13 protein-coding genes are annotated in these 15,530 nt (G+C 73.6%); 3 read left to right on the forward strand and 10 right to left on the reverse strand.

Annotated elements, in window-relative coordinates:
* Positions 1-92 precede the first annotated feature (92 nt).
* Positions 93-1,052, reverse strand: coding sequence for a 2-hydroxyacid dehydrogenase (locus tag IF20_RS11535; RefSeq protein ID WP_052865010.1), 960 nt, complete (start codon positions 1,050-1,052; stop codon positions 93-95).
* Positions 1,053-1,139: 87 nt separating this feature from the next.
* Here IF20_RS11535 and IF20_RS11540 point away from each other — a divergent pair, with 87 nt between their 5' ends.
* The 3 genes from IF20_RS11540 to IF20_RS11550 all read left to right on the forward strand — a co-directional run bounded on the left by IF20_RS11540 (position 1,140) and on the right by IF20_RS11550 (position 3,827).
* Positions 1,140-2,132 (forward strand): aldo/keto reductase, encoded by a 993-nt coding sequence (locus IF20_RS11540; protein WP_052865011.1) that lies wholly within the window; start codon positions 1,140-1,142, stop codon positions 2,130-2,132.
* Positions 2,133-2,362: 230 nt separating this feature from the next.
* The gene (locus IF20_RS11545; protein ID WP_052865012.1) at positions 2,363-3,541 is read left to right on the forward strand and encodes a PQQ-dependent sugar dehydrogenase; all 1,179 of its coding nucleotides are present in this window, start codon (positions 2,363-2,365) and stop codon (positions 3,539-3,541) included.
* Positions 3,542-3,578: 37 nt separating this feature from the next.
* Positions 3,579-3,827 (forward strand): DUF6191 domain-containing protein, encoded by a 249-nt coding sequence (locus IF20_RS11550; RefSeq protein ID WP_234426609.1) that lies wholly within the window; start codon positions 3,579-3,581, stop codon positions 3,825-3,827.
* On the opposite strand, the gene IF20_RS11555 is transcribed toward IF20_RS11550, so the two are convergent.
* The 9 genes from IF20_RS11555 to IF20_RS11595 all read right to left on the reverse strand — a co-directional run bounded on the left by IF20_RS11555 (position 3,819) and on the right by IF20_RS11595 (position 15,492).
* A complete protein-coding gene (locus IF20_RS11555; RefSeq protein WP_234426622.1) occupies positions 3,819-7,235 on the reverse strand; it encodes a helix-turn-helix transcriptional regulator in 3,417 nt (1,138 codons plus the stop codon). The two genes, IF20_RS11550 and IF20_RS11555, sit on opposite strands and share 9 nt — an antisense overlap.
* A 67-nt stretch (positions 7,236-7,302) precedes the next feature.
* Positions 7,303-7,491, reverse strand: a complete 189-nt coding sequence (locus IF20_RS11560) for a hypothetical protein (protein WP_052865014.1) — start codon at positions 7,489-7,491, stop codon at positions 7,303-7,305.
* Positions 7,492-7,689: 198 nt separating this feature from the next.
* A complete protein-coding gene (locus tag IF20_RS11565; RefSeq protein WP_052865015.1) occupies positions 7,690-8,316 on the reverse strand; it encodes a hypothetical protein in 627 nt (208 codons plus the stop codon).
* Positions 8,317-8,365: 49 nt separating this feature from the next.
* Positions 8,366-10,603 carry an MMPL family transporter gene (locus IF20_RS11570; protein WP_052865016.1) on the reverse strand — a complete coding sequence of 746 codons (2,238 nt, stop codon included), beginning with the start codon at positions 10,601-10,603 and terminating at the stop codon, positions 8,366-8,368.
* A 303-nt stretch (positions 10,604-10,906) separates the two neighbouring features.
* The gene (locus IF20_RS11575) at positions 10,907-11,374 is read right to left on the reverse strand and encodes a phospholipase domain-containing protein (RefSeq protein ID WP_052865017.1); all 468 of its coding nucleotides are present in this window, start codon (positions 11,372-11,374) and stop codon (positions 10,907-10,909) included.
* A 46-nt stretch (positions 11,375-11,420) separates the two neighbouring features.
* Entirely contained in the window at positions 11,421-12,317 is an 897-nt protein-coding gene (locus IF20_RS11580) for a carbohydrate ABC transporter permease (RefSeq protein ID WP_110944073.1), read from the reverse strand.
* Entirely contained in the window at positions 12,314-13,195 is an 882-nt protein-coding gene (locus IF20_RS11585) for a carbohydrate ABC transporter permease (protein ID WP_110944074.1), read from the reverse strand. The genes IF20_RS11580 and IF20_RS11585 overlap by 4 nt, the downstream gene beginning before the upstream one ends.
* Positions 13,196-13,236: 41 nt before the next feature.
* Positions 13,237-14,568, reverse strand: coding sequence for an ABC transporter substrate-binding protein (locus IF20_RS11590; RefSeq protein ID WP_052865018.1), 1,332 nt, complete (start codon positions 14,566-14,568; stop codon positions 13,237-13,239).
* Positions 14,569-14,673: 105 nt separating this feature from the next.
* Positions 14,674-15,492: a PfkB family carbohydrate kinase gene (locus IF20_RS11595; RefSeq protein WP_052865019.1), complete on the reverse strand. Its 819-nt coding sequence runs from the start codon at positions 15,490-15,492 to the stop codon at positions 14,674-14,676.
* Between the last annotated feature and the right edge of the window lie 38 nt (positions 15,493-15,530).

Genomic DNA, 15,530 nt, shown 5'->3' on the forward strand with positions numbered 1-15,530 from the left:
ACAGGGACATAGTCGCTCTACGGAGCGTGACTGGCCGCCGATCGGAGGTACAAAACGCAGTCGTACGACTCCGTAGAGCTACGGTCAACCCGTCAGCCGGCGGTCGTGATGACGTTCCGGAGAGGCTCGCCGGCCGCGAAAAGTCGAAGTTGATCACGGAGAAGCCGCTTCGCACGGGGCAGGAAGGCAGTACTGGGGCCACCGACGTGCGGAGTGATGAGCACGCCGGGAGCGTGCCACAAGGGGTGCGTGGCAGGCAGTGGTTCCGGATCGGTTACATCGAGTGCTGCCCGGAGCCGTCCCGACTCCAGTTCGGCGAGGAGCGCCTTGGTGTCGACGACACCCCCGCGCGCGATGTTGACGAGCAGCGCACCGTCCTTCATCCGCGCCAGGGAATCGGCTCCGACCAGGCCACGAGTGTCCTCGGTGAGCGGCGTCGCCATGATCACGACGTCGGCTTCGGGCAACAGCGCGTGCAACTCGGCGAGTGGATGCACAGGACCGCGCACGGTGTCACGAGCGGTGCGCGCAATGCGCGCCACCCGCGCACACTCGAACGGCGTGAGCCGGTCTTCGATCGCACTTCCGATCGAACCATAGCCCACAATGAGGACGGACTTGTCGGCCAACGAGTCGCGGAAGCCCTGCCGCCACTCCCCCTCGTCCTGGGCCCGGACGAAGGTGGGAATGTCGCGGAGCGCGGCGAGGGTGAGCGTGAGGGCGAGCTCGGCGGTGCTCGCGTCGTGCAGCCCGCGCGCGTTGCACAGCTGGGCACCGGCCGGCAGTCCGGGCACGGCGGGGAGCATGTGCTCGATGCCGGCCGTGAGGGTCTGGACGACGCGCACGCGCGTCATCTCCGCCAGCGGCCGCAGCACCTTGTCGGCGGGCTTCATGTAGGGGACGGCGTAGAAGGCGCAGCGGGCGGGATCGGCGGGGTATTCGGGGCCGGCGTCCCAGTGGACGTAGGACAGGCCCTCGGGGAGGCCGTCGATCTCGGCGGCAGGTATGGGGAGCCAGACGTCGGTGGCGCGGGTGGTGTCTGAGGAAGCCATGGCCCGAGGCTATGCGAAGAGCGCCCCTCATCAGACGTTAGTTTGGTCAGGCCCTTGACCGGGGCGAGGGGACGGAGGCACGACCAGGTGGAGCGCAGGACAATCGGTGCGGCGGCGCTCGAAGTGGGCGCAATCGGGCTCGGCTGCATGCCGATGAGCTGGGGGTACACCGCGTCGCAGCAGAACGGGGAGAGCTCGGTGCGGACGGTGCACGCCGCGCTCGACCGGGGCTGCAACCTCCTGGACACCGCCGACATGTACGGCCCGTTCACCAATGAGTTGTTGGTGGGGCGGGCGCTGAAGGAGCGCCGCGCGCAGGCCTTCGTCTCGACCAAGGTCGGGTTGCTGGTCGGCGAGCAGCACATCGTCGCCAACGGCCGCCCCGGGTACGTGAAGAGGGCCTGCGACGCCTCACTGCGCCGGCTGCAGACCGACCACATCGACCTCTACCAGCTGCACCGCGCGGACCCCGAGGTGCCGATCGAGGAGACCTGGGGGGCGATGGCGGAGCTGGTGGCGGCCGGCAAGGTACGGGCCCTCGGGTTGTGCGCGGTCGGCGCGCGGGCCCCCCGGCGCCGTGGCTCCCGTACGCACGACGCCACGCTGCGCCAACTGGAGCGCGTCCAGCAGGTGTTCCCCGTCAGCAGCGTCGAGGCGGAGCTGTCCGTGTGGTCGCCGGAGGCCCTGGAGGCGCTGCTGCCCTGGTGCGAGACGCGCGGCGTGGGCTTCCTCGCGGCGATGCCGCTGGGCAACGGCTACCTCACCGGCACGCTGACCCCGGGCCAGGGCTTCGAGCCGGAGGACCTGCGGGCCCGGCACCCGCGCTTCACCGCGGAGATGATGGCCGCCAACCAGCCGGTGGTGGCGGGGCTGCGCCGGGTGGGCGCCCGGCACGGGGTGACGCCCGGGCAGGTCGCGCTGGCGTGGGTGCTGGCGCAGGGCCGGCACGTGGTGCCCGTACCGGGCACGAAGAAGGAGCGCTGGGCCGTGCAGAACGCCAAGGCCGCCACGGTGGAGCTGACCCGCCAGGACCTTGCGGAGATCGCCGCCCTGCCACCGGCCCGGGGCTCCTGGGACTGACGACGCGGGCACGGGACCGCGAGGCGCCCGGGACGACGAGGCGCCCGCGAACGGCACGGCCCCTCGGACGAGGCGCGTGCGGCAGAGCAAGGCGCCCGCATACGGGGGCGAATCGAACGGCCCGCTCCCCCTGACCGGGGGATACCCGGAGGCCCGTCGGGGAAACGGCCGCCCGGGGGCCGCCGGCGTGTGGTGTGCTGGTGCCGCCCGCCGACGAGAGGACGCCTGCCGTGCCACGCCGTACCGCGACCGCCGCACTGACCGCCGCCGCCCTGCTCCTCGCGGCGGGCTGCTCCTCCGGGGACGGCGGCCCCGGTACGGCCGGGAAGTCCACCGGGCCCTCGCGCGGCGCCCCTTCCTCGACCTCGGCCCCCTCGGCCGAGCCGCACAAGACACCCCCCGCCGCCCCCGCCAAGGGCTCCGTGCGGGTCGCCGCCACCCTCACCACCGGGCTCGACTCCCCCTGGGGCGTGGCCGTGCTGCCCGGCGGCGACCTCCTGGTGGCGTCCCGGGACACCGGGAAGATCGTCAAGGTCGACGCGGAGAGCGGGAAGAAGACCGAGCTGGGCTCGGTGCCCGGCGTGGCGGCCGACGGCGAGGGCGGGCTGCTGGGCCTCGCGGTCTCCTCGACGTTCGGCGCCGACCACATGGTCTATGCGTACTTCACCACCGTGTCCGACAACCGCATCGCGCGCATGGTCTACAACGACAAGCGGGAGCCGGGCGATCAACTGGGCGCCCCCGACACGGTGTTCAGAGGCCTCCCGAAGGGCCACATCCACAACGGCGGGCGGATCGCGTTCGGCCCGGACAAGATGCTGTACGCCGGTACGGGCGAGACCGGCGACGGCGAACAGGCCCAGGACGAGGATGCCTTGGGCGGCAAGATCCTGCGGATGACGCCGGACGGCGAGCCGGTGCACGGCAACCCGTCGGCCGACTCCGTCGTCTACTCCGCCGGCCACCGCAACGTCCAGGGACTGGCCTGGGACGCCGAGGACCGGCTGTGGGCATCCGAATTCGGCCAGGACACCTGGGACGAGTTGAACCTGATCCGGCCGGGCGGGAACTACGGCTGGCCGGACGCCGAGGGGAAGAGCGGCGGCGACTCCTCGTTCGTGCGGCCGGTGGAGCAGTGGCGGACGGCGGACGCCTCGCCCAGCGGGATCGCGTACGCCAAGGGGTCGGTGTGGATGGCCGGGCTGCGCGGCGAGCGGCTCTGGCGGATCCCGTTGCGGGGGACGAAGCCGGTGGCGAAGCCGCAGGCGTTCCTGACGGGGAAGTACGGTCGGCTGCGGACGGTCGTGCCGACGGGCGACGGCGGGCTGTGGCTGGTCACCAGCGAGACGGACAAGCGGGGTACGCCGGAAAAGGGCGACGACCGGATTCTGCGACTGAAGATCACATGATGTCCTTTTTGCGGCGGGCGTGCCTACACTGACCGCAGTGAGCAGGACGCCACGCCAGGGGGCCGCGATGTTCAACCTCGCCCAAGAGCTCTTCGCGCCGGGCCGCAAGCACACCGAGGACGAGCGGCAGAAACTCTCGCTCGTCGTCACCGACGTCGGCGACTCCGACCCGGGCCGGGGCCCGATCGACCTCGCCTCCGGGCAGGTCGTCGTCCGCCTGCCGCGCCCTGCTTCCGCCGCCTCCGCCGATCCCGCCGCCTCCGGGGGGCTGCGGACCTCAGGCTGATTCGGCCTCGGGGAAGAGCCGCAGCCGGTGCGCCAGCGCGCCGGCCTCGCCGCGCCCCGAGACGTCGAGCTTGGCGAGGATGTTGGAGACGTGCACGCTCGCGGTCTTGGGTGAGATGAAGAGCGCGTCGGCGATCTGCCGGTTGGTGCGCCCGGCCGCGACCAGCCGCAGTACGTCCCGCTCGCGCGGGGTGAGCCCGAGCGAGTCGGCGGTGGCGGCGGGCCCGGCGCCCGCGGGGCCGGTCGCCCGGTCCCCCTCCGGGACTGCGGCGGGCACGGTCGGCGGAACGGTCGATGCGGTGGCCGCGGTACCGGGTCTTCGGCCGGACCCGGCCCCGGCGCGCGAGGTCCCCGCGATCCCCGCGGTCCCCGCCGGAACGGCCGTACGCACCGCTCCGGCCGCGCCCCCGTCACCGTCCTGCACCGCCGCGCCGGTCGCCGCCGGTGCCGCCGTGGGAGCGCCCGCCGTGATCGCCGGCCGCCGCGTCCCCTCGGCCGCCGTCCGCTGCCGTGCCACGCCGGGCAGCCCGTCCCTGCCGGCCCTCCCGCGGGCGTGGGGCGATCCGTCCCCGCCGATCCTCCCGCCGTCCTCCGGCGGTCCGTCCCCGTCGGCCCTCCCGTCGTCCTCCGGCAGCGTGAGCCGGGCCCGTAGCGCAAGCCGGTCGATCTCCACGGTCAGCGGGCCCGCGCCCATCCACCGGGCCGTCGCGCGCGCGTCGGCGAGCAGGGTCGTGGCCGCCTCGCGCGCGTCACGGGCCGCCGGGGCGCGGGTCAGCAGCGCCTCGGCCCACCGGAGGCGGGCCCAGGCCAGTTCGTGGGGGCGCTCGACCTGCCGGAGGGCCGCGACCGCCTCGGCCCAGCGCTCCGGCGACGGGCGGCCCTCGGCCCGGCACAGCTCGGCCTCGGTGAGCCGGCCGTACGCCTGCCACACCGGGACGGGGCGGGGCAGCCGCTTGACCGCCGCCGCCAGCCGGGCGAGCAGCGCGTCCCGGCCCGCGGCCGCGGCGGGCAGCCCGCGGGCGTCGGCCTCCGCGGCGGCCGCCCGCCACAGCAGTGGCCAGCCGGAGTTGTACGTACCGAGCGGGAAACCGGCCGTCAGCAGCGGCTCCAGCACCTCTCGGGCGGCGACCACGCCCTGGCGCTGCACGGCGATCTCGTAGCCGAAGCGGGTCATGGGGAGGCTGTACTGCGGCTGGTTCTCATAGCTGCCGAAGTGGGTCCGGGCGAAAGCCAGTTCTTCGGCGGCGGCGTCGGTGTCGCCGCGCAGGAGGGCGAGCTCGGCGTGCCGGGAAGCGGCCAGCGCGCGGGTGCGGCTGCCCAGGGCGAGGCGCCGGCAGGCGGCGGCGGCCTCGGCGGACTCCGCCCAGCGGCCCAGTGAGAGCAGGCTTTCGGCGCGGTTGCCGTACACCCAGCTGCGGGAGTCCTTCATGCCGAAGTGGTCGGTCATGGCGAGCCCGCGCTCGGTGGCCACCACCGCCTCCCGGGAGCGGCCCACCGCTTCCAGGTGCGAGGGGAGGTTGGTGAAGCCGCGCGCGACGACGGCGGAGAAGCCGCGTTCCAGCGCGCGGTCCAGCGCCGCCCGGAAGCCGGCCAGGCCGCCGTCCACGTCCCCGGAGGAGACCTGCAGGCCGTACAGCGTGAGGCGGGCGTTCAGCTCGACCTCCTCCTCGCCGACCAGGCGGGCCAGCTCCACGGCCCGCTCGGCGGCGGTGAAGGAGTCCGGCCCCGGGTCGTGCAGCGCGCCCCATGCGGCGACCTGGGCCAGCACCGCGGCGTGCACCGGGGACGGCGGCAGGCCGCGTACCAGTTGCTGGGCCGCGCTCAGGTCCTCCCAGCCGTCGCCGCGGCCGGTGCTCTCCGCCAACCGGGAGCGCTGGGTGAGGAACCATGCTTCGCGCAGCGGGTCCTGCTCCCCCGCGAGGGCGCGCAGCGCCCGCTTGGTGACGGTGTAGGCGCGCTCGCGGTCGCCGGAGAGCCGGGCTGCGACCGCGATCTCGGCGAGCAGGTCGAGGTAGCGCAGCGCGTCGTCGTCGCAGCCGGTGGCCGGGTACGCCTCGGCGTAGTCCACCGGGCGGACCGAGCGCCGGACGTCCTTGGGCACCTCGTCCCAGAGCTCCAGTGCGCGGTCCAGCAGCCGGAGTTGTTCGGCGTAGGCGTGCCGGCGGCGGGCTGTGACCGAGGCGGTGAGGACGGCGGGCAGCGCCTTGGCGGCGTCCCGGGCGTGGTACCAGTAGCTGGCCAGGCGGGCCGCGCAGGCCTCGGCGCGCACCAGGCCGGGGTCGGCCTCCAGGGCTTCGGCGTAGCGGCGGTTGAGGCGGGTGCGTTCGCCGGGGAGCAGGTCGTCCTGGACGGCCTCGCGGACCAGTGCGTGCCGGAAGCGGTAGCCCGTGCCGTCGCTGGTGGGCACGAGGGTGTTGCTGCCGACGGCGACCCGCAGCGCTTCGATGAGGTCGTCCTCCGGCAGGCCTGCGACGGCCGCGAGGAGGTCGTGCTCGACGGTGGAGCCGCCCTCGGCGGCGGTGCGGATCACCCGCTGGGTGTGCTCGGGCAGCGCTTCGACGCGCACCAGGAGGAGGTCGCGGAGCGAGTCGCTGAGCCCGGGCAGGGCGCCGTCGTGGATGCTGCAGGCCAGTTCCTCGACGAAGAAGGCGTTGCCTTCGGAGCGCTCGAATACCCGGCCGACCAGGGCCTCTTCGGGTTCGCTGCCGGTGATGCCGGTCATCTGGGAGCGGACCTCGTCGCGGTTGAACCGGGCGAGCTCGGCGCGCCGGACCGTGCGCATCCGGTCGACCTCGGCGAGGAAGGGGCGCAGCGGATGGCGGCGGTGGATGTCGTCGGAGCGGTACGTCGCGACCAGGACGACGCCGGCGTCGTGCAGGGTGTGCAGGAGGTAGCTGAGGAGTTCGCGGGTGGAGCGGTCGGACCAGTGCAGGTCCTCGACGACGATGACGAGGCTGCGGTCGCGGGCGAGCCGCTCCAGCAGCCGCGCGGTCAGTTCGAAGAGGCGGGCGCGGCCGTGCTCGTCGTCGCGGGACTCGCCGGGGGCCTCGGCCAGTTCGGGCAGGATGCGGGCCAGTTCGCCCTCCTGTCCGGCGACCGCGGCGGCCAGTTCCTCGGGCAGGCGGGCGTGGAGGGTGCGCAGGATCGCGGAGAACGGGGCGAACGGCAGGCCTTCGGAGCCGATCTCGATGCAGCCGCCGAGGGCGACGAGCGCGCCGGCGGCCCGCGCGGCCGCGGCGAACTCCTCGATGAGCCGGGTCTTGCCCACGCCCGCCTCGCCGCCGATGAGCAGCGCCTGCGGCTCCCCCGACGCCGTGGTGCGGGTCAGCGCGTCCGCCAGCAGGCTCAACTCGCTGCTGCGGCCGACGAACACGCGACTCACTGACCTGGTCTCCACGCCGCAGAGCATCGCACAGGGGTCGGACAATCCGGCACCGGATTTCCCGGTCACCGGGCGCCTCGCCGGGGCGGGCCGGTCAGGCCTCGGCCCGGCGGCGGGACCAGGCGCTCCGGCCCTTCTTGCGGCTCACCCGCCCTTCGGGTTCGTGGGTGGCGGATCGGGCGGCGCTGCGTCCCTTCGCGGCTTCGCGGGCCAGCCGGTCGAGGTCGGCCTCGCGGCGCAGTTCTTCGTGGCGGATCCGGTGCTGGACTTCGTAGTAGTGCACGGTGTCTCCCGGTTCGGCCCCGGGAGGCGGCTCCCCGGGCGGCTGACGGTACGTGGTCAGCGTCGCCGCCTGAGGTGGTGCGCCGCATCGGGCAACTTCCCGATCTTCACAGCCGCAGGGGCCTCAGATTCCGCCGTGGTGTCCCACCGTGCGGTCTAAGGCCCCTGTCGGATGCCGTATGCGGTCGTGCGGGCTTCCTCAGGAGCCGCCCGCACCGAGCTTGGGGGCTGCGGCGAACAGGTCGAGGTACATGCCGCCGGCGACCACCAGGCCGAGCACGGCGAGTGCGAACCCGCCCCAGGCGACGGCCCGGGTCCAGGCGGCCTGCGGGCGGCGGAGCAGGACGACGCCGGTGACCACGAGGGCCAGCAGCGCGAAGACTCCGTTGACGAGCGCGGTGGTGTGCCAGGGGGTGGTGTAGACGGCGGAGATCTGGTCCTGGGTCTTGCCGGTCTGCAGCTTGATCTGGCCCAGTACGGTCTGCCGCTCGGCGAGGATCGTGCCGGCCCAGGTGCCGGTCAGGGAGGCGAGGCCGAGCGCGGCACCGGCGACGGCGCCGGCTCCGGCCACGATTCCGCGCCGGGCGGGGGCGGCCTGCCCGGTGGCGGGCGTGGACTCGGCGCCGAGTTCCTCGTCCTCCTCGGTGCCGGCGGCGTCGGGCACCCGGTCCTCGGGCGCCGCGGCCTTCTTCTCGGGGGTGACGGCCTTGTCCGCGGGTGCGGTGGCCTGCTCTGCGGAGGTGGTCGTCGGCTTCGGGTCGGCGGCCGCGTCGTCGGTGACCGCGTCGGTCTGCTCGGTGTCGTTCTTGCTCGTCGTGGTACCCATGGGCGCGACCGTAGGGGCCGCGTCTGAGAGTCGTATGAGAGAGCGGTCCTCAGCGCGGTACGAGGGGTTCGTGTTCGGCGTGCCGCGGCGCGGGGGCGGGCACGACGGTGGGCGCGGGCTCGTCCGGCGGCTCGATGCTGATCCGCGGCAGCCGGCGGTCCAGCCAGCCCGGCAGCCACCAGTTCGCGCCGCCCAGCAGGTGCATCAGGGCGGGTACGAGGAGGGTGCGGAGCACGAAGGCGTCGAGGGCGACGGCGGCGGCCAGTCCGATGCCGAACATCGCGATGGTCCGGTCGCCGCTGAGCACGAAGGCGGAGAACACCGCGATCATGATGACCGCCGCCGAGTTGATCACTCGGCCGGTCTCGGCCAGCCCGACCCGTACCGACCGGCAGTTGTCGTGGGTGCGCCGCCACTCCTCGTACATCCGGCTGACCAGGAAGACCTGGTAGTCCATGGAGAGGCCGAAGAGGACCGAGACCATGATCACCGGGAGGAACGGCTCGATCGGGCCGCCGCTGCCCAGGCCCAGTGCCTCGCTCCCCCAGCCCCACTGGAAGACGGCGACCACGATCCCGAAGGACGCGGCGACCGCGGCGACGTTCATGACGGCGGCCTTGACCGGGATGCCGATGCTGCGGAAGGCCAGGAGGAGCAGCACGCAGCCGAGGGTGACGACGACGCCCACGAAGAGCGGCAGCTTGCCGACGATCACGTCGGCGAAGTCGTCGTAGCCGGCGGTCACGCCGCCGACGTCGACGCGCAGGGTCGAGCCGTCCGCGGTCCGCGGCAGTACGTCGCTGCGCAGCCGCTCCACCAGGTCCGAGGTCTCCTGCGACTGCGGCGCGCTGTCCGGGACGACGGTGATCACGCCGGTGCTGCCGCTGCCGTCGAACTCGGGGCCGCTGATCCGGGCCACGCCGGGCGTGCTCCGCAGCCGGTCGGGGAGGTTGTCGAAGGCGAGCCGGTCGTCGGCCCCGTCCAGGTCGCCGACCAGGGTGAGCGGCCCGTTGAAGCCGGGCCCGAAGCCCTCGGCGAGCAGGTCGTAGGCCTGCCGGGTGGTCGAGGCGGGCGGGTCGGTGCCCTGGTCGGAGGTGCCCAGGTGCAGGCCGAGGGTGGGCAGCGCGAGGACGAGCATGATGGCGGCGGCGACGGCGCCGAGCAGCTTGGGGTGGCGCTCGACGAAGGCGGACCAGCGGACGGCGAAGCCGGTGGGGAGCTCGGGAGCCGGTCCCTCGGCGGCGAGCCGGGCGCGTTCCCGGCGGCCCAGTACGCGGGTGCCGATCACCCCCAGGAGGGCGGGCAGCAGGGTCACGGAGGCGGCGACGGTGAGTACGACGGTCAGGGAGGCGGCGAGCGCGACGCCATTGAGGAAGGACAGCCGCAGGACGAGCATGCCGAGCAGGGCGATGCAGACGGTGGCCCCGGCGAACACCACGGCCCGTCCCGAGACGGCCACCGCCTTCTGCGCGGCCTCGGTGACGCGCATTCCCGCGCGGAGGTTCTTGCGGTGCCGGGTGACGATGAACAGCGCGTAGTCGATGCCCACGCCCAGCCCGATGAGCATGCCGAGCATGGGCGCGAAGTCGGCCACGGTCATGACGTGGCCGAGCAGGCCGATGCCGGCCGAGGCGGTACCGACGGCGACGAGGGCCGTGAGGATCGGCAGGGCGGTCGCGGCGAGCGAGCCGAAGGCCAGGAAGAGGACGACGGTGGCCGCGGCCAGGCCGATGGCCTCGGCGAGGTGGCTCTTCGGCGCTTCGGTGAGCCCGATCCCGGCGCCGCCGAGGGCGACGGTGAGGCCGTCGCCGGAGGCCTGGTGCGCGGTGTCCACGACGGCCTGCACGGTCTTCGCGTCCAGGTCGTCGGCGGGTGCCTCGAAGACCACCGAGGCGTAGGCGGTGTGCCCGTCCGCGCTGATGCGGCGGTCCGCCGTCTCGTCGGCGGGCACGTCGGTCCGGGTGTCGTAGGGGCCGTCCACCGAGGCCACTCCGGGCAGCTCGGCGATGCGGTCCAGGGCCGGCGCCATCCGGTCCCGTACGTCCGCCGCGCGCACCGTTGCGGAGTCGGTGTGCCACACGATGGTGTCGCTGTCCCCGGACCGGCCGGGGAAGGCGTCCGCCATGCGGTCCGCGGCGCGGCCGGACTCCGTGCCGGGCACGTCGTAGTTGTTGGAGTACGCGGACCCCAGCGCACCGGCGGCCGCGACGACGCCCGCCAGGAGGGCGAGCCACAACGCGATGACCAGGGCGCGGCGCCGGAGACACCACCGGGCGAGTGCGGTCATGGAGGCCTTTTCTGCTGACCCGGGATGTGCGTCGAGCGCCGGGATCACCGGTGCTGTCGCGCGCGGGGCGGGCGGGGGGTGGTGCGGGCCCGCCGCCTGCCGACGAAGGGGCGGCGGGCCCGCATGGAAGAAGAGTGACAGTCCGAAAAGATCCTTTGACCCCTTTGTGTACTTCCCCACAAAGAAGCGAAGGGGCGGCCTCCGCTCGGATCGGCCCGTTATGGACTCCCGGCCGTTCTCGATGTGTCCCGGCATCCGGCGGCGGAACGATTCGTCCTACGTGACCGTGAGGTTCAGGGAGGTTTAGCTCGTACCAGCCGTGGTCGCGCGCTGCGGGGTGCGCGAGCGTACGTTCCGCTCCCGGACGTCCAGGTGCGTGCGCACGCTCGACCCGGCCGCCGCGCCCGCCGCGGTCCCGGCGTACTCCCGCCGGAAGCCGTTCGGCCCGGTGAGCGCGGAGTCGTAGGCGCCGTCCCGGACCGGTACGTCCCGGTCCGCCGTCCCCCGTACGTCGCGGTGCTGCGGTGTGGCGTACTCCGCCGCGTACGGGTACAGCGCGAGGTGCGCGCCGGCCGCACCCGTGTTGCGCAGCGCGAGCCGGAACCGCCCGGCCGCCGGGTCGTACGTCCCGTCCGCGTCCGGCCGGTACGGCAGCGGACGGGCCGGCCGGGTGCCCTCCTCCCGGCGCGGCAGCCGCCGCTCGGCGGGCGGCAAGCGCCTTTCCGCGACGGCCTCGAAGCCCGCTCGGAACTCCGGGTTGTGGTCGGTCACCCTCTCGGCCGTGCACGGCCGAGCTCGTGCCGGCATGCCGACGGCCTCACTTGCCCATGCCGGCCGCCAGGCCGCGGACGAAGTGCCGCTGCCCGATCAGGAAGATGACGATCATCGGGAGGGCTGCGATGGTCAGTCCCGCGAAGAGGACCGGCCAGTCGGAGTTGAGCCGGCCCGCCATGTCGGCGAGGCCGACGGGCAGCGTCTTGAGCCGGTCGTCGGTGATGAAGACCAGCGCGAAGGCGTACTCGTTCCAGGCGAAGAGCGCCTGGAGGACGGCGGCCGAGGCGAGGATCGGGCGGGCCATCGGGACGACCACCCGCCAGAACGTCTGCCACCGGCTCGCCCCGTCGATGTACGCCGCCTCCTCCACCTCCACCGGCTGCCCCAGCAGGTAGGCGCGGATCAGGAAGGTGGTGAAGGGCACCTTGAAGGCGGTGTAGAGGACGATCAGCGCCCAGTAGGTGTCGTAGATGCCCAGCGCCTGGAGCAGTTGCGACAGCGGGACCAGGGCCACCGTCGGCGAGAGCATCATCGCGCCGAGCACCAGCAGCAGCGCCGGCTGCGAGCAGGGGATGTCCAGCCGGGTGAGGCCGTAGGCGGCCCAGGCGCTGATGAGGACGACGGCCAGCACGCTCGCCGAGGTCACCAGCACGCTGTTGAGCAGGTAGCCCAGCACGCCCTGGTGCCAGGCGTCGGCGTAGGTGGACCAGCGCGGGTGGTCGGGCAGGCCCCAGGGGTCGGCGAAGATCTCACCGTTGCTCTTCAGCCCGGCCAGCGCCATCCAGCACAGCGGATAGATGACCGCGACGGCGAGCGCCGCCAGCGCGCCGTAGGCCAGGACGCGCACCGCGACCGGCCCGAAGCGGGCGGGGGCGCGCCGCGTCGGCGGGTGGGCGGGGGCCGGTGCGGTGGGCGCCGGCCTGCCGAGGGTGAGAGTCATACGGCGACCGCCTTTCTGCGCGAGTGGAGCAGTTGCAGGGCGCCGGCGACAAAGGTGATCAGGAAGATCACGGTGCCGATCGCGGCGGCGTAGCCCATGTCGTCGCCGGTGAAGGCGCTGGTGTAGAGCCAGGTGCCCAGGACCTGGCTGGAGTTGGCGGGTCCGCCGCCGGTCATCACCATCACCTCGTTGAAGACCAGGAAGGCCCCGGAGACGGTGAGGATGATCAGCAGGGTGGTCATCTCCCGCACCATCGGCACGGTGACGTGGAAGAACGTGCGGATCCGCCCGGCGCCGTCCACGGTCGCCGCTTCGTAGAGCTCGCGCGGGATGCGCTGGACCGCGACGGTCAGCAGCATCGTGGTGTACCCGAACGACTGCCACTGGCTCATGTTGATGACGCCCCAGATGGAGGTGGCGGTGTCGCCGAGCCAGTCGTGCCGGAGCCCGCCGAGCCCGACCGCGTCCAGCGCGCCGTTCACCAGGCCCGCGTCGGGTTGGTAGAGGAACTGGAAGAGGAGTCCGGCGACGGTCATGGAGACGGCGGCGGGGATGAAGTACACGGCCCGCAGCACCCCGCGCAGCCGCCGGCCGATCAGCTCCTCCAGGACGGCGGCGAGCACCAGCGCGGCGCCGACCTGGAAGACGACGGAGGTGACCGCGTAGCAGACGTTGTTGAGCAGCGCGTGCCAGAAGACCGGGTCCTGGAAGGCCTGCCGGTAGTTCTCCAGCCCGACGTAGCGCATGCCGGGTCGGAAGACGCTGAACTTGAAGAGGCTGAGCCGGACGTTCTCGACGATCGGGTAGTAGACGAACAACGCGATCAGCGCCAGCGCGGGAGCGACGTAGAAGGCGTGCCGGATGCGGCGTCGTGTCACTGGTGCACCTCCTTCGGGGGCGGTCGGGGCGGGTGGGGGTGTCAGGGCCGGACGCCGAAGCGGCGGGCGTTCTCGGCGCCCCGGCGTACGGCGCGTACGGCCTGCTCCGGGGTGGCCTTGGAGCCGAGCACGGAGTCGGCGGCCGCCAGGTAGGGATTGACGATCTTGTCGTCGGTGCGGGTGTCGAGCCAGACCGACATCTCGTGGCGCGCGAGGGTCCGCTGCGCGCCGGCGAGTCCCGGCAGTCGCGCGGCGTCCGCCGTGCCCTTCACCGCGCTCAGCCAGCCCAGCTCCCGCACCATCGCGCGGGCCTGGGTGCGCCCGGTGAGGAACTTCAAAAAGTCCACGGCGAGCGCCTTGTGGGGCGAGGTGTTGGAGACCAGCAGGCCGTCCGTGCCGCCGGCGACGGCGCGCGGCGAGCCCTGCGCGCCGGGGATCGCGGGCATGGTGAAGAAGTTCCAGTGCTCGGCGAACCGCTTCGGCGCGCCTCCGCTCTCGTCCAGGTACGAGAACTCCAGCGTCTCGATGTACTGCATGGCGGCCTTGCCGTACAGCAGCTGCGCCTGCGCCGATTCGTGGCTGATGCTGGTGCCGCCGGACGGCATGCAGCGCTGCCGCAGCCGCGCCAGGTCCCCCAGCGCCCGGACGTACCCGGGGTGCGTGAAGGCGCCCTTGGCGCCGTCGTAGTCCCTGGCCAGCACCGTCGCCGGCACTTCCATGGCGTTGAACTGGGTGAGCAGGTGCCCGGCCGGCCAGCCGTACTGATTGCCGAAGGCCAGCGGCGTGTACCCGGCCTTCCTGATCCGGTCGCAGGCGGTGAGCAGTTCGGGGAAGGTGCGCGGGACGCGCTCCACCCCGGCCTTCGCGAAGATCTTCTCGTTGTACGCGAAGACCTTGGCGTCCATGGTCAGCGGCACCCCGTACGACCGCCCGCCGAAGGTGAAGGCGTCCAGCGCGTCGGGCTCGAAGCTCCGGCCCCAACGGGTGCCGCGCAGCTGCCCGGTGAGGTCCGCGGCCAGCTTCCCGTCGGCGAACTTGCGCGCGTACCGGCCCGGCCAGGCGAAGTAGATGTCGGGCAGCTCGCGGGAGGCGGCGAGCACCGCGAGCCGGTCCTTGTACGGCTGGTCGCCGACGGCCTGGAGGTCGATGGTGACACCCGGGTTGCGCTTCTCGTACGCCCGCACCGCCGCCTTGAAGTACGGGGCGTACTCCGGGTCCGCCCACTTCTCCAGGACGGTGAGGTGGCCCTGCGGCCGGCCGGCGAGGCGGAAATTGTCGGCGGTGGCCCGGACGGGCGGCTGGCCGCAGCCGCTGAGCAGCGTCAGCAGTACGGCGAGCAGGCAGCCGGCGGCGGTTGCCGGGGTACGGCGCATCGGCTCTCTCCTGGCGGGAAGCGGGCGGACGGATACGGAAGCGGCGGTCGGCGGGGCAGCGGACGGAAGGCGGCGGTCAGCGGGGCGGTAGACCGAAGGCGGCGGTCAGCGGCGGGCGGGGCTGCCGGGCAGGGCGAGGGGGTGGCCGAAGGCGCCGGGGCTGGTGCAGACGCCGGCCGCGTAACGGGCGGCCGCCGCGGCGGCGTCGGCCGGGGCCCGGCCCTCGCCCAGGGCGACCAGGAGCGCCGCGATGAAGGAGTCGCCGGCGCCGAGGGTGTCGGTGGCCGTGACCGGGACGACGCGCTGGTGGTGCACCGTCCCCTCGTAGGACACCAGCGCCCCGCGGGCGCCGCGCGTCACCACGGCCAGCTTCGGCCCGGCCTCCCGTACCCGCTCGGCGAGCGCCGCGGCCTCCTCGTCCCCGGCGTCGGGCCGGGAGAACACGGCGGCGTGCACGTACGGGAGCAGCGGCGCGGCGTAGGACCAGGGCCGGTCGGAGAAGTCGAAGCTGACCGGGCAGACGGCGGCGAGCGCGGGCAGGTGCGGCTCCAGGCGGCTGCAGTCGCCGGTGTGCAGCAGGTCGAAGCCGGCCAGCCAGGTCAGGTCGGCGGCGTCCGGCGCGAAGCCCGAGACGGTGGCGTCGCAGTCGCCGAAGGTGCGGTTGCCGTCGGCGTCGAGGTGGACGGTGGCGTACGCGTTGGGGCCCTCGGCCGTACGGGCCCGGTCGGTGCGGACGCCCTCGGCGGCGAGCACGGCCCGGATGTGCGCGCCGGCTTCGTCGGTGCCGGTGACGCCCAGGTACCCGGCGTCGGCACCGCGCCGGGCGGCGTGCACGGCCACGTTGAGCGCGTTGCCGCCCGGGTACATCAGGCCGCGCTGGGGGTAGCGGTCGACGACGTTGTCGCCGACTCCGCAGATGCGCATGGGGGTTCCTCAGGGGGAGCTGCGGTCGGGAGGGGGGT

The sequence above is a fragment of the Streptomyces niger genome, assembly GCF_000718305.1.
In the GTDB taxonomy this organism is placed as follows: domain Bacteria; phylum Actinomycetota; class Actinomycetes; order Streptomycetales; family Streptomycetaceae; genus Streptomyces; species Streptomyces niger.

Coding starts and splice junctions, on each gene's coding strand:
- IF20_RS11595 (WP_052865019.1), bottom strand. CDS start 15,492: ATGCGCATCTGCGGAGTCGGCGACAACGTCGTCGACCGCTACCCCCAG.
- IF20_RS11535 (WP_052865010.1), bottom strand. CDS start 1,052: ATGGCTTCCTCAGACACCACCCGCGCCACCGACGTCTGGCTCCCCATA.
- IF20_RS11555 (WP_234426622.1), bottom strand. CDS start 7,235: ATGCTCTGCGGCGTGGAGACCAGGTCAGTGAGTCGCGTGTTCGTCGGC.
- IF20_RS11565 (WP_052865015.1), bottom strand. CDS start 8,316: ATGGGTACCACGACGAGCAAGAACGACACCGAGCAGACCGACGCGGTC.
- IF20_RS11590 (WP_052865018.1), bottom strand. CDS start 14,568: ATGCGCCGTACCCCGGCAACCGCCGCCGGCTGCCTGCTCGCCGTACTG.
- IF20_RS11570 (WP_052865016.1), bottom strand. CDS start 10,603: ATGACCGCACTCGCCCGGTGGTGTCTCCGGCGCCGCGCCCTGGTCATC.
- IF20_RS11580 (WP_110944073.1), bottom strand. CDS start 12,317: ATGACTCTCACCCTCGGCAGGCCGGCGCCCACCGCACCGGCCCCCGCC.